Origin of the sequence: Pseudoalteromonas mucoides, assembly GCF_049257175.1 — a bacterium.
In the GTDB taxonomy this organism is placed as follows: domain Bacteria; phylum Pseudomonadota; class Gammaproteobacteria; order Enterobacterales; family Alteromonadaceae; genus Pseudoalteromonas.
On sequence record NZ_JBMMUC010000005.1, the window covers coordinates 132,303 to 146,804 of the forward strand.

10 protein-coding genes are annotated in these 14,502 nt (G+C 40.3%); 8 read left to right on the plus strand and 2 right to left on the minus strand.

The annotated features are described in order from the left end of the window. Positions 1-10: 10 nt before the first annotated feature. The 5 genes from gltX (at position 11) to AAEU30_RS07505 (ending at position 7,097) form a co-directional block, all read left to right on the plus strand. The gene (gene gltX, locus AAEU30_RS07485) at positions 11-1,495 is read left to right on the plus strand and encodes a glutamate--tRNA ligase (protein ID WP_421959982.1); all 1,485 of its coding nucleotides are present in this window, start codon (positions 11-13) and stop codon (positions 1,493-1,495) included. A 465-nt stretch (positions 1,496-1,960) separates the two neighbouring features. Beyond that, a complete protein-coding gene (prfC, locus tag AAEU30_RS07490; RefSeq protein WP_421959983.1) occupies positions 1,961-3,544 on the plus strand; it encodes a peptide chain release factor 3 in 1,584 nt (527 codons plus the stop codon). Between the two features lie 53 nt (positions 3,545-3,597). Then, on the plus strand, positions 3,598-5,340 hold the full coding sequence (gene argS / locus AAEU30_RS07495; RefSeq protein ID WP_421959984.1) for an arginine--tRNA ligase: 1,743 nt from the start codon (positions 3,598-3,600) through the stop codon (positions 5,338-5,340). A 338-nt stretch (positions 5,341-5,678) separates the two neighbouring features. Further along, the gene (gene pdxH / locus AAEU30_RS07500) at positions 5,679-6,317 is read left to right on the plus strand and encodes a pyridoxamine 5'-phosphate oxidase (RefSeq protein ID WP_421959985.1); all 639 of its coding nucleotides are present in this window, start codon (positions 5,679-5,681) and stop codon (positions 6,315-6,317) included. A 6-nt stretch (positions 6,318-6,323) separates the two neighbouring features. Then, positions 6,324-7,097: a TatD family hydrolase gene (locus AAEU30_RS07505; RefSeq protein WP_421959986.1), complete on the plus strand. Its 774-nt coding sequence runs from the start codon at positions 6,324-6,326 to the stop codon at positions 7,095-7,097. Here the strand turns inward: AAEU30_RS07505 and AAEU30_RS07510 are convergent. Further along, positions 7,064-7,684 carry an AhpA/YtjB family protein gene (locus AAEU30_RS07510; RefSeq protein ID WP_421959987.1) on the minus strand — a complete coding sequence of 207 codons (621 nt, stop codon included), beginning with the start codon at positions 7,682-7,684 and terminating at the stop codon, positions 7,064-7,066. The two genes, AAEU30_RS07505 and AAEU30_RS07510, sit on opposite strands and share 34 nt — an antisense overlap. Before the next feature lie 132 nt (positions 7,685-7,816). Here AAEU30_RS07510 and serB point away from each other — a divergent pair, with 132 nt between their 5' ends. After that, on the plus strand, positions 7,817-8,824 hold the full coding sequence (gene serB, locus AAEU30_RS07515; protein WP_421959988.1) for a phosphoserine phosphatase SerB: 1,008 nt from the start codon (positions 7,817-7,819) through the stop codon (positions 8,822-8,824). 39 nt (positions 8,825-8,863) lie between these two features. Here serB and AAEU30_RS07520 read toward each other — a convergent pair whose 3' ends face one another. Continuing rightward, complete coding sequence (locus AAEU30_RS07520; protein ID WP_421959989.1) at positions 8,864-11,350, minus strand: PilZ domain-containing protein; 2,487 nt, start codon at positions 11,348-11,350, stop codon at positions 8,864-8,866. Positions 11,351-11,704: 354 nt separating this feature from the next. Here AAEU30_RS07520 and radA point away from each other — a divergent pair, with 354 nt between their 5' ends. Beyond that, on the plus strand, positions 11,705-13,090 hold the full coding sequence (gene radA, locus AAEU30_RS07525; RefSeq protein WP_421959990.1) for a DNA repair protein RadA: 1,386 nt from the start codon (positions 11,705-11,707) through the stop codon (positions 13,088-13,090). 94 nt (positions 13,091-13,184) lie between these two features. Continuing rightward, positions 13,185-14,117 (plus strand): aq_1923 C-terminal domain, encoded by a 933-nt coding sequence (locus AAEU30_RS07530; RefSeq protein WP_421959991.1) that lies wholly within the window; start codon positions 13,185-13,187, stop codon positions 14,115-14,117. The last annotated feature ends 385 nt before the right edge of the window (positions 14,118-14,502 follow it).

The window sequence follows — 14,502 nt, forward strand, 5'->3', positions numbered from 1 at the left end:
GAATATACTCATGACAATCCGTACTCGTGTTGCTCCGTCACCAACTGGTGACCCGCATCTTGGCACTGCTTATATCGCCTTATTTAACTATTGTTTTGCTAAACAGCAAGGTGGTGAATTTGTACTTCGTATAGAAGACACAGATCAAGTTCGTAGCACGCCAGAATCAGAACAAGCGATTATGGATAGCTTGCGTTGGTTAGGACTTGAGTGGGATCACGGTCCTGATGTCGGTGGCGAGTTTGGCCCTTATCGTCAATCTGAGCGCAGCGATTTATACAAAAAGTTTGCACATCAGTTAGTTGATGAGGGTAAAGCATTTTACTGTTTTGCGACCAGTGAAGAGCTTGACCAAATGCGTGAAGAACAAATGGCAGAAGGCTTGCGTCCAAAGTACGATGGTCGTGGTTTAAAGCTAACGGAAGAAGAAATTAAAGCGAACTTAGCTGCTGGTAAGCCGTATGTTATTCGCATGAATATTCCGTCAGAGGGTACATTTAAATTTAACGATTACTTACGTGGTGAAATAGAAATCCCGTGGGAAAACGTGGATATGCAAGTGCTGTTAAAAGCAGATGGCTTCCCAACGTACTTTTTAGCTAACGTGGTTGATGATCACCACATGCAAATTAGTCATATTTTCCGTGGTGAAGAGTGGATAAACTCAGCGCCTAAGTTATTAAAACTATACGAAGACTTTGGCTGGGAAGCACCAGTACTGGGTCACTTACCATTGTTGCGTAACCCAGATAAATCAAAGTTATCAAAGCGTAAAAACCCAACCTCAATTAATTACTATAAAGAAATGGGTTACTTACCTGAAGCGGTACTAAACTACTTAGGTCGCATGGGGTGGTCAATGCCAGATGAGCGTGAAAAGTTCACTCTTGATGAAATGATTGAACACTTTGACATGAAGCGCGTATCACTGGGTGGTCCGGTATTTGATGTAGATAAACTAAGCTGGTTAAACGGTATGTGGATCCGTGAAAACCTAACAGATGCAGAGCTTATTCAACGCTTTGTCGATTGGAAGTTTAACGGCGACATGCTTGCTAAGGTGTTACCTGAAGCGAAAACACGTATCAACACACTCTCAGATATGGTTGATCTTGCAGGTCACTTTGTGGGTGGTATCCCACAGTACGACCCTGCATTATTAACTGCTGGTAAAGCGGATGAAAATGTTATTCGCCAAGCGTTACAGTTCTTTATTTGGCAACTTGAAGGGCTACGTAGCTGGGAAAAACCTGAAATATTTGCTATTGCTAAAGAAGTTTCGAGCTTCCATGAGTTAAAGATTAAAGACTTTTTGGAGCCAATCTTTGTGGCTATCACTGGCAAAACATCTTCAACTTCAGTACTTGATGCAATGGAGATTTTAGGTTCTGACTTATCACGTGCTCGTTTACGTGTTGCATTAGCTCATCTAGGCATTTCTAAAAAGCAGGCAAAAAATATTGAGCGCGCTTATCGCGAATACCCAAGCGCTTAAATTATTAATGTGTTAAATATAGCCGAGCTCATATGCTCGGCTTTTTATCAGGTTATTAATTATCATATGCTTGGCCTACACACCTTTGCCCTTTATCGCATTCATTGCTGTTATTGTTGTAATCATGACATTGTTCGACTAAATATGCGCTAGCACCAAGACGTAATATATCTTGTTTTAGATTATTAATTGCTAACCCTTTCAGTTGAGATATTTCATATTTTTCGTAGTCTAATTAACAGGTTCTTATTTGGCTGGTATTTATTTTTTGCTGTGAAAAATTAGCCGCAGAGAGTTTGAATTGTATGAAACTTAGCAAGCGGTTAATTACTTACAATCGCTGCTTTTTTGGCTAGAACAAACAAGGTATAATGTCGGCAATTCTATTTTATATTTACAATGCCTCAAAATAGCCTTTACTTGGGTTGTTTTAGCTGTGCCTTGTTATGACTTAAAGCGGCTTACATGTCTAATTTATCTAGTGAAATTAATAAACGACGCACCTTTGCGATCATTTCTCACCCGGATGCGGGTAAAACCACCATTACTGAAAAAGTACTTTTATTCGGACAGGCAATTCAAAAAGCCGGCACGGTAAAAGGCCGCGGCTCTAACCAGCATGCTAAATCTGACTGGATGGACATGGAAAAAGAGCGTGGTATCTCAGTCACCACCTCTGTAATGCAATTTCCATATAATGAGCGCTTAGTTAACTTACTTGATACTCCAGGGCACGAAGACTTCTCAGAAGATACTTATCGTACACTTACTGCCGTGGATTCATGTCTGATGGTTATCGACGCTGCAAAAGGTGTAGAGGACCGTACTCGTAAGTTGATGGAAGTAACGCGTTTACGTACTACGCCAATCGTTACTTTTATGAATAAGTGTGACCGTGATATACGCGACCCGATGGAATTATTAGATGAAGTAGAAACAGAGCTTAATATTGCCTGTGCACCCATCACGTGGCCTATTGGTTGTGGTAAAGAATTTAAAGGTATTTACCATATTCACCGCGAAGAAACTATTTTATACAAAACAGGCCAAGGTCATACAATTCAAGAAGTTCGTAGCATTAAAGGCCTAGATAACCCAGAGTTAGATGAAGCCATTGGTGGCGAGCTTGCTGAGCAATTGCGTGAAGAGCTTGAGCTGGTAATTGGTGCATCACATGAATTTGACTTAGACCTGTTTTTAGCGGGCGAGTTATCGCCAGTGTATTTTGGTACAGCACTTGGTAACTTTGGTGTTGATCATGTATTAGATGGCCTAACCGAGTGGGCACCAACGCCATTACCGCGTGAAACAGAAGACCGCCAAGTGGTTGCTGACGAAGACAACTTTTCAGGCTTTGTATTTAAAATTCAAGCTAATATGGACCCTAAGCACCGTGACCGTATTGCCTTTATGCGTATTGTATCGGGTAAATACAGCCAGGGCATGAAAATGAACCACGTACGTATTGGTAAACAAGTTAGTATTTCTGATGCAGTGACCTTTATGGCGGGTGACCGTGAGCGTGCAGCCGACGCTTACGCCGGTGATATTATTGGTTTACACAACCATGGCACGATTCAAATTGGTGATACGTTCACGCAAGGTGAAAAGCTTAAATTTAGTGGTATTCCAAACTTTGCCCCTGAGCTATTCCGCCGTATTCGTTTACGCGATCCACTCAAACAAAAACAGTTATTAAAAGGCTTGGTACAGCTATCTGAAGAAGGTGCAGTGCAAGTATTTAGACCGCTTATTAATAACGACCTTATTGTAGGTGCTGTGGGTGTGTTGCAGTTTGATGTAGTTGTAGCGCGCTTAAAAGCTGAATATAACGTAGATGCGATTTATGAAAGCGTAAATGTAAATACCGCTCGCTGGGTAAGTTCGACTGACGTTAAAAAGTTTGAAGATTTTAAACGTAAGTGTGAAAGCAATTTAGCCTTAGATGGCGGTGATAACTTAACCTACATAGCTCCTAGCCGTGTAAATCTTAATTTATCAATTGAGCGTTACCCAGAAGTGACGTTTAACCACACACGTGAAAACTAGACAAAAATTTAATTAAAGCCTGCAAGTGCGGGCTGATAAAGGTAACAAATTACATGAATATTCGTACGTTTCTAATTGATAAAGCAATTGCAGCGATGACAGCCGCAGGCTTACCGGCTGATACTAACCCTGCAGTAACACAAAGCACACGTCCACAGTTTGGTGATTACCAAATTAATGGTGCGATGGGCGCTGCGAAAAAAATGAAAAGCAACCCTCGTGAGCTTGCACAAAAAATTATTGATAATTTAGATGTTAGTGATATCGCCGATAAAACAGAAATTGCAGGTCCTGGTTTTATTAATATCCATTTAAAACCTGAGTTTTTAGCACACAGTGTTGAAGCGGCCAATCAAGATGCAAAACTAGCTGTTGCAGAGCATGCAAAGCCGCAAACAGTTGTGGTTGATTACTCATCACCAAACTTGGCTAAAGAAATGCATGTGGGCCATTTACGTTCAACGATTATTGGTGACTCTGTAGTACGTGCGCTTGAATTTCGTGGTGATAAGGTCATTCGTCAAAATCACATGGGTGATTGGGGCACGCAATTTGGTATGTTGATTGCGCACCTTGAAGATCAAATAAACCAAGGTGTTGACTTAGATAGCGTAGCACTTGCTGATTTAGAGACTTTTTACCGTGACGCGAAAAAGCGTTTTGACGATGAAGAAGGATTTGCCGATAAAGCCCGTAATTATGTAGTTAAACTACAAGGTGGCGATGCACATTGTGAAAAACTGTGGAAGCTGTTTATTGCAACGTCAGTTAAGCACTCTGAAGAAGTATACAAACGCTTAAATGTAACGCTTACAGCCGATGACATCATGGCTGAAAGTGCCTATAACGCAGAGCTAAACGATATTATTGCGTTGTTGAAAAATAAAGAAATTGCTGTTGAGTCGCAAGGCGCACAAGTTGTATTTTTAGATGAGCTTGCTAATAAAGATGGCGAACCATCAGCGTTTATCGTGCAAAAATCTGGTGGCGGTTTCCTATACGCAACAACCGATTTAGCCGCATGTGACTATCGCTCAAACAAATTAGGCGCGCAGCGTATCTTAATTTTTGTTGATGCACGCCAGAGCCTACACTTTAATCAAGTAGAGCTAACGGCCCGTAAAGCAGGCTTACTGCGTGATGAAACCAGTTATGAGTTTTGCCCATTCGGCACCATGATGGGGGAAGACGGTAAGCCATTTAAAACACGCACCGGTGGCACTGTGAAACTAGCTGATTTACTTGAAGAATCAATTGCCCGTGCTAGTGCAAAATTAGCTGAGCGCACCTCAGATTTAAGTGAACAAGAACGTAGCGAAATAGCTCGTAAAGTAGGTATTGGTGCAGTTAAATACGCTGACTTATCTAAAAACCGCACCAGCGATTATATCTTCAACTGGGATACCATGCTCAGCTTTGAAGGCGCAACTGCACCGTACCTACAATATGCCTATACCCGTGTACGCAGCATATTCCGTAAGTCAGGTGTTGATGCAACCAGCTTAAATGCCAGTGTTGCAATCGCAGAGCCACAAGAAAAAGCGCTAGCCCTTAAACTGCTCCAGTTAGAAGAAGTACTTGATCAGATGATCAATGAAGCAACACCACACGTATTGTGTAGTTACTTATATGAGCTAGCAAGTTTATACATGACATTCTATGAAGCTTGTCCAGTGCTTAAAGAAGGCGTAGAGCCTAGCGTACGTGACAGCCGTTTAGTGTTATGTAATTTAGTGGCAGATACATTGCGCACAGGCTTAGATCTGTTAGGCATCGAAGTCATGGAGCAAATGTAACCATCGTCTACTGCGTGTAGTTCGCTTTTACTGCGTTGTCGTGCTTTTTTAGCCTAAGTCACATACAAAACGTATGTTCCTTGGCATAAAAAAGCACTCCGCCTTGTTGTAGGTTGGGTTGAGTGCAACGAAACCCAACAAAGTTAATATAATCATACGCCTTACACTTGCTTGACTGCCTTGATGGTTGTCTACTTTGATTAACCTAGAACCTAGAACCTAGAACCTAGAACCTAGAACCTAGAACCTAGAACCTAGAACCTAGAACCTAGAACCTAGAACCTAGAACCTAGAACCTAGAACCTAGAACCTAGAACCTAGAACCAAGAGGGAATTTTATGAAACTTGAAGATATCCGTCGTGAATATTTACAAGACGCGTTGAGTGAAGATAATTTATTAGATTGCCCATTTAAACAATTTGAAAGCTGGCTTGAGCATGCTGTTGCAACACAAATGCCCGATCCAACGGCAATGGTGGTGGCGACGGTTGATAAAGAAGGACAGCCTTCACAGCGCATTGTGTTACTCAAACATCTTGATGATAATGGCTTTGTGTTTTTCACTAATACAGGCTCGCGCAAAGCGCAAGAGCTTAAAGGGAACAACAAAATATCGCTGCACTTTCCATGGCACCATATGGAGCGTCAAGTAATTGTATATGGTGAAGCCAAGCCACTACCAACCTCTGCCGTTGCAAAATACTTTTTATCACGCCCAAAAGAAAGCCAATTAGCTGCATGGGCTTCAGCTCAAAGCCGCCCGGTTTCGTCACGTAAGGTGTTAATGGAAACTTTTGCTAATATGAAGAATAAATTTTCTAACGGTGAAATTCCACTTCCAGATTTTTGGGGCGGGTATTGTGTCGTTCCCACTAAAATTGAGTTTTGGCAAGGTGGTGCGCATCGTCTACATGACCGCTTTATGTACCAACGCCAAGCAGATAATAGCTGGCAAGTTACTCGACTGAACCCATAAGCGACTATGGCGTTTATTGATTCCCACTGCCACTTAGATTTTGCTGAATTTGATGCTTCGCGTGAGCAACTAATTAAGCAATGTCAGCAGCAAGGGATTAATCAATTTATTGTGCCGGGGATCACCTTGGCACAATCTCGGGCACTACCTTTGTTCAAGCAACAGAATCCCACAGTTCACATTGCAGTGGGTTTGCACCCTTACTTTATGAGTGAGTTTGTTGATGAGCATTTAGTTCAATTAACTGAACTTGCCCAGCAGCAGCGTTCGCTACTTGTTGCAATTGGCGAGTGCGGTATAGATCGCAGTATTGCGAACTTGCCATTACAAATCAAAATATTTGAGCATCATATAGAGCTTGCTAATCAACTTGAGCTACCTTTGATTGTGCATCATCGACAAAGTCATGACTTAATCGCACAGTCATTTAAGCGCTGTAAGCCTCAATTTGGTGGTGTAATTCATGCTTTCTCAGGCTCACTACAACAAGCAAACTATTATATAAAGCAGGGATTTAAGCTAGGTATTGGCGGAGTCATCACGTATCAGCGAGCACAAAAAACTCGCCACGTTGTTGCCCAGCTAGATGCACAGCACTTATTGCTTGAAACAGATTCTCCTTCGATGCCGCTTAGTGGCTATCAAGGCGAGCTTAACACTCCATTGCAATTGCCACTAGTGTTCGAAGAGCTGTGTGATTTAAAGCTGCTTAATCAGCGAGAAAAACTTGTGCTTAAGCAACAGCTTTATGATTCGTGCTCGGCACTTTTTTGCATATAACGGCTCACCTGCCAGCGTTTTAACCCGCGACCTAGTTGCCAAGTGAAAATACACGTGATCACTAGCATGAGTAAGACTTGACGGCCTAAGTCATGAAAATGATTATGGCTTTGTGAAATTGCCGAGCGAGTTAAATAAGTTATCGAGACGAAGCCAATAGGGCGATCATCAGCACTAATTACAGGTTCTACAAAAGGGGTTTTTAATTTACTGATACCCGGTGTTGAGTGAGGGAGTTTGCCCAGTAAGTGATGTGGCTGCCAGTTGTCACTACTTGCAATTAGTACCCCTTGTTGATCATATATCGTAGCAGCTAGAACAAACTCATCTTTACTTATATTGTTACACAGCGCATTTAATGCAGGCTTATTTTTTTCAAGTAAAGGTCGCTGGGCATTAAGCGCCATAAAGCGGGTTAAACTTTTTGCTGTGCTATCGGCATTATCGTAAAGTAGCTGGTGGCTTTGAAAACTACTGTTTACAGCAACCCAAGTTAATAATAAAAAACAGGCCGCAGCAAGGCTTAGGCGCACAAGTCTTTGCCTTAAGGACGCTGAAATTGGATTTTTAATATGGTTATTTTTCATAGTCATTGCTTACACTGCTGACAGCTTTTGTTTTTGATGTTACAACTAGGGTAACTATAACCTTAAATCCCTGCCAATGGCGAATTTACTGTAAAATTAGCAGGGAGACATTAGTCTCATTTTGGAGTCATCATGACATTGGAACGCCTTGCGGCATGTTCAGCAACGCACATATCGTCGCAGTTAGTATTAGGCACATGGGTTAAATTCAGCGAGGCTGAATTTGTACAAACACAGTTACCTACAAACCCTCAAGGTACTTTTAGCGTTGCTTTTGATACTGATTTTGATGGCGAAAAAATCGCGACAATTATTGAGTTTTTACGTGGGAACAATATTGCTGTTGATGCAATATGCCGTTATCAACCTTCTTCAGATTTAACACCTGCAATTTGCTTTTACAGTAATGAGACACATCAAGCACTAAATCCATTGAGCTTAAATGAGTTTGCCCATGCTAAAGGCTTCCAGTTAGTACAATTGCAAACACCACCTGATTTAGAAAAACCAGGCTTATTAGTTATGGATATGGACTCAACAGCCATTACTATAGAATGTATTGACGAAATTGCACGTTTAGCAAATGTGTATGACGAAGTTGCTGCGGTTACAGCCCAAGCGATGGCGGGTAAACTGGATTTTAGCGAGAGCTTACATCAGCGAGTAGCAAAATTAGAAGGCATAGAGCAGAGCTTAATTGACGAATTAAAAAATGCGTTACCGTTAATGCCGGGCATTGCAGCATTATGCCAAGTGCTGAAACAACATAACTGGTATTTAGCCATTGCTTCAGGTGGTTTTGTACCGTTTGCTGAGCAAGTTCAAAAGCTACTCAACTTAGATGAAGTGCACGCAAATATACTCGAATTTAAAGATAATAAACTCACAGGAAGAGTGCTTGGAACAATTGTAGATGCCAATCAAAAAGCACTGGTATTAGGTAATTTAACTGAGCAGTTAAACTTAACACAACAGCAAACAGTTGCGATAGGTGACGGCGCAAACGATTTAACCATGATGGCGAGGGCGGGTTTAGGTGTGGCTGTTCACGGTAAACCTAAAGTCGTTGAGCAAGCACAAGCGGCTATATGCCACGGTTCATTATTGCAATTACTGTATTTAATGACGATCCCTAAGTAACAAACTTTGGATTAGCATAAGCTAACCGTATTGATATTGTTAGCTTATGCGATTTAACCATGTTTGCTTACGTGAGGTCATTTCATTAATCAGTTCAGCTTTAAAATCTAAGTGACTAAGTGTTTCTTCTGTTACATCAACCATATCGCCAACCCCTGCAACTGACCATAAGGCTTCTTCTAAATCTTTTGCTTTATGCATCGCATATTGACTAACGTACTTTAGTTCATTCGATAAATAATCAGTATCAGGGCGACCTGTACGTGATATATATAAACGCATTACAAACACTAATTCGCTTCTGAGACCTTTTTTCAAAAATAAGTGATGAGGAGTAAAATCATCAATTGCAGTGCACTGACTTTTTACAGCTTCTTCAACTGTTGCCTTTTTTGGATCAAAGCGAATAAATAAAGTAAATGGTAGAGGCGGATCTTGTCGGCTACGATCTTTAATCAACGGAGTGATAGTTTCAGTTATTTGATCGGTAGATAAGAATGCGGTTAAACTGGTTTTATTGTTTAATAGGCCAAAACTTTGTAATATACGGTGTATAGCATTTGGATATAAGCCTTGGCCTATTGCGCCTGTTTCAAAGTGTGAAGCCTCTTTATGTAGATAAAAAGGGAGTTGGCATACGGTTTTTGTAACCATGTTACGCAATGCTGTGGAGAGCCCAGGTACTTTTGGTGCTTCTTCAGAAACCTTTAATTTATCTTTATTATTTTCAATTAGCTGAGTGAAAAACGTCACACCCATATGTGGAGTATCAGCAATACGTACCGCTTTTAAATTAATTGTAGTGAGTGATTTGCTCACTGCCATTACTTCATATTTTAATTGGGATAGCTGATGTTTTTTGGTGATTTTTTGCAGCTCAGGCAAGCTTAACTCTACTATATCGCCTTTATTCAGGTCGGTGGCTTTCTCGCACTCTATTTGCAAGCCCATAACAGAAAAATCACGACTGTGAGCTTTTATAATGTATTCTGCGCTCGCATTTATCATGACCTCTGTTTTATATAAATAACGTTTATGAGCACGTAAATTCACGTACTCTAAATCAACCATTTCAAGCTTTGGTGGCGTTTTATGTTTGCCGTGACCAAATTGCTTAAGCTGATTTACCACGCTTTTATCGTATTTAAAGCTTTGATAATGGCTTTGCTCTGCTTTAGTTCCTACTGACGTTAATACCACTAAATATTTAACGTTTTTAATCATACCTTGTACACGAGGCGAGGGTGGTTTATTGAGTTTTTCAATATCTTTCCCGGCAGTATTCGGTAAGCTTAATGGAATAAATGAATCGTCTGGGTGACTAGGCATTAACTGTACTTTGAAGCAGTGCCAGCTTTCTTTTTGACTGCCAAAGCCAAAAAATAAATTCCTTAATTCAGGTTCTCTTGCAAGTTCGCTTCGGGTTGCAGAATAATAATAAACTTTGCCAGCAACAACATGAGTAAAAGTATAAAGGTAGTCTTCTTTAACTTGTGCAGGGTCGTTTAATAGTGCAGTTATGCGTTGCTGATTCAAAATAGTATACAAACAAGATAGCTTTCGTTCATCACAAAAATAACGTTGGATAAAAATATTATTTTCGGTGGTAAGTACTAAGCTTGGATAAAGCTTTTCGCCTTGTAAGCTAAAAAATGTATAAAGTGAGGTTACGCGAGGAATGTAATACTGTTCATAGCCTTTTGATACAACAGCATCTAAAGTATTATCAAGGTTAACCTTGTAACGGCGCTTATTGCCATGAATAAAGCTTTCTAAAAACTCATCAAACTTAATGTTGTTTTCTACGAATGTGCGCTTTAAACGAACATGGTTAAATTCAGCAGATATCCGTTCAACGGCAACAACCTCATATTGAATGCCATTTTTAAGGCCCAGTTCAAAGTCTTGTTCAAGGCCTACGAGCCTCAAGCTGAGTAGCTGACCTCGGGAGACATTATAGCGCGGAGCCAGCTTTATTTTTGCACCACTAAGAGAAATATCAGAGGTTGTGGCGGCAACTTTATTACCTGCTTTTAGTTCTACTGTAATTTTAATAGAGTAGTTCATTCGCTCTTCGCGACGACTTTCATAAGAGGCAAACTTTATTACTTGGCAATCTAGCAATTGCTGTTCTACTGATTCTGGTTGGGTAGCAAGTTGGGCGGCTTTTTTTTGCATGATCTTATGGTTGTTATCGGTACTCATAACCGCTTCATAAACCGCAAGAGTATAACCTCCGTGTCGTTGAATTGCCTTTTCAAACACAGAAATAGCGGTTTCATCCATAAAGTGTTGTTTACCGTCATACTCATAAGGTTTTACTTGGCCAGTCACTTGGCCCCGCAAATCAATAAATCGAGCAATAGGCTGTGACAGGCGCGACATCTCCATCTTAAGTAAAAACTGCTCAGGCTTAGTTAAGCCGGCGGTTTTTGCCTTAAAGATCCCGTCAAATTTGGCGTTACCTAAATACGATTTTAATTCTTCAACTAAATCATCGTATTTAAGAAGTATGTCTTCACTCATCTATAAAACCATCACCGTCTATTTTAAAAGTAGGTATACTGACACCAGTTAAAGGTAACAGGCTATTTTATAATTAGCGCATATGTGCATAAATAATTATATAAAATGTTACTTGGTAGCTACTTTTTAGTTTTTATTATTATAATTTGCCAAATAAATGGCTAATCACTTTAAACCATATCTAAAGTAAAAATAAAGCAAAAAGTGTGCCTTGTAGGAAATAGGAGCGTGATACTTAGATTGTGGCGCTGCTTTAACTGATTGGCAAGTTATGTTGCTATGTAAAAGCGCTGAATGCAAAATAATAGTTTAAATAACAGCAAAACTAATTTAGAGAAAATAGGTAAGGTTTAAATGGCGAAAGCGGCAAAAGTAGAATTTGTATGTAGCGAATGTGGCATGAACTATCAGCGTTGGCAAGGACAATGCCGCTGCGGTGCATGGAATACATTGGTTGAGTTTAAGCCATCTGCTGGGCAAAACAAAAAAGCTTCTTCACGTGCTAGTGTCGGTGGTTATGCCGGCGGTATCGGTGGTGGCTCTAAAAAAATAAACGACGTTGCTACCACGGAAGCTGAAAAACAACTTACAGGTATTGGTGAGCTTGATCGTGTTTTAAGCGGTGGTGTAACAACTGGGTCGGTTAATATAATTTCTGGTGACCCTGGAGCTGGTAAAACAACATTACTATCTGATTTAGTCGCGAGAATGTCTCAGCGTATGCCGTCACTATACTGTACGGCAGAAGAGTCATTATCGCAGTTTAAAAACCGAGTAAACCGCTTAAAGCTAGATTACAACCCCGACGAACTGTACTTATTATCAGAAACCAGTGTTGAAACCATTATTGAAGAGCTTGAAAGCAATAAAATAAAGTTTGCTGTTATTGATTCAATTCAAGCCGTTGTAACTGATACAGCCAATGGTAGCCCTGGTTCCCCATCACAAGTTAAAAGTGCCGCGCAAGCGCTTACTCAATACTGTAAGCAAAATGACGTCACTATGTTCATTATTGCCCATGTAAACAAAAATAATGAAATAGCAGGGCCGCAAACCTTAGTACACATTGTTGATGCGCTACTGCACATAGATACCAATGACGGGCAAATACGCACCTTGCGTGCTAATAAAAATCGCTTTGGTGATATTGACACTGTGGGTATTTTTAGAATGTGTGAACGCGGCATGCTCAGTGTTGATAACCCCAGTGAAATATTTTTATCCGGCTCTAGCACTGACTCACCTGGTTCAGCCATTACATGTATTCGCAAAGGTAACCGTAACTTATTGCTCGAAATTCAATGTCTAACCACCGAAACAGAAGCTGAATTTCCACAACGTGTCTGCGTTGGCTTAAATATGAATCGTATTAAAATGTTGACTGGTATTTTACGAAAGCACACTAAAACTAAAATTTTCCACGATACATTTTTTAATATTGTCGGAGGCCTCAGGATCGATGAAACCGAAACCTGTATTGATTTAGCATTAGTAGCCGCTTTGCTTAGTAGTCTTAATGAATTTGTCGTGCCTCGCACGACCTGTATTATGGGGGAATTAAGCTTAAATGGCGATGTACGACCTATCGATAGTGGAGTGCCACGAGTGAAAGAAGCCGCACAGCATGGTTTTACTGAGATATTTATTCCGTTTCGTAATTACCATAAATCAATGGAAGGGCTAGGCGCTAAAATTACTTCGGTTAAAACCGTGCATGAACTACTTAGTCTGATTAATTAAATAATGATCAGTAAAAGCGCTTAACTGGCTATGTTTATCAATGTTACCCTTGAGCCAAGATAATTAAATGCAAAGATTTGAATAAGGAAATAAAATGAAAAAACTGGCCATTATTGCAGGTGTTGTAATTATTGCTATCGGCGGTGTTAGTTACGCTAATCACGTGCTTACACAAGAAGTCAAAGTGGAAGTTGATCGCCAACTTGCCATGTTGAGCCAACAAACAGGCTCAACAGTCACTTATGAAGATTTATCGGCTAGCGTGTTTTCAAAAAGTGTAGAGCTTTCAAATATTAGTATCACCGGCTTTGATGAAAAAGTAATTGCAAAGATTAACAGTATTTTGGTAGCCGGTTATGATGCAGAAAAAATAGCCCCGCGCACAGAGGTGGCTGTTAATGGTTTTAAATTCAGTGATGACTTTACTGCCCAATTACCTGCTGACGCTAATAATCAGTTAGCAAGTGCGAGTTATGACTTACACACCTTAATGAATTACGATGCTGATTCGGGCGACAGTGATATTACTTTAAACATTAATGCCAATGGCATTGTTGCCTTTAACTTAGATTTAGGCCTAGCCAAATCAACAGCGCTAATGGAGGCGTCATTAGCGGTAAGTAAATTACAGCAAGCAAGTGGCTCTCAACAATTAACATTAGAACAACAATTACAGCAGCAAACTTTGATGATGCAAGCACTTGCTGAAGTTGAACCTCGAACAATTAAAATAAACTTAAACAACCAAGGTGAATTTAAAGCGGTTGTTGAACAAATGCTTGAAAAGCAAGGTATGACCCTTGAACAAATGCAGCAAATGGTTGATGTACAAATACAGCAAGCCCCAGTGAGCGACGAGCTTGCCGCAGCTATTAAAAACTTCACTCAAGGTTTAGGTTCATTAACTGTCTCGGCGAGCCTACCAGAGGGGCAAACCATGGACGAAATTAACCAGCAGATATTTACTTTAATGGGTCAACCAAACGATCTAGCTGAGTTTATAAACCTCGAAGCGAAAGGGGAATAGCTCAAATAGTTGTAAGTTTGAAACAAAATTCAGGTTTTGGTTATTTTAAAGCGCGAGTATAGCTCGCGCTTTTTTGTTTCCTTGAGGGACTAGGCACTAGGTATTAGGAAAACACAGGCACGCGAATACCTTTGGGTCTAAAACCTGTATTATTCTAAAGCGCAGCGCCTCTTTGTGAATAATTCACTAAATTTTTTGCTCAAAGGGAAGTAAATGAGGATTAACTTGAGGGCTAATTAGCTATGTAAAACACGCTTTTTATATTTTACGTGAAAGTCAGTTATCGATTGAATCAAAATAGCAACTCGGCTATGGTTTATGCACCAATAAAAATAAATTAAAAAATGAGTTAATCTACAGACTCATTAGCAGGTTCAGGAATAAC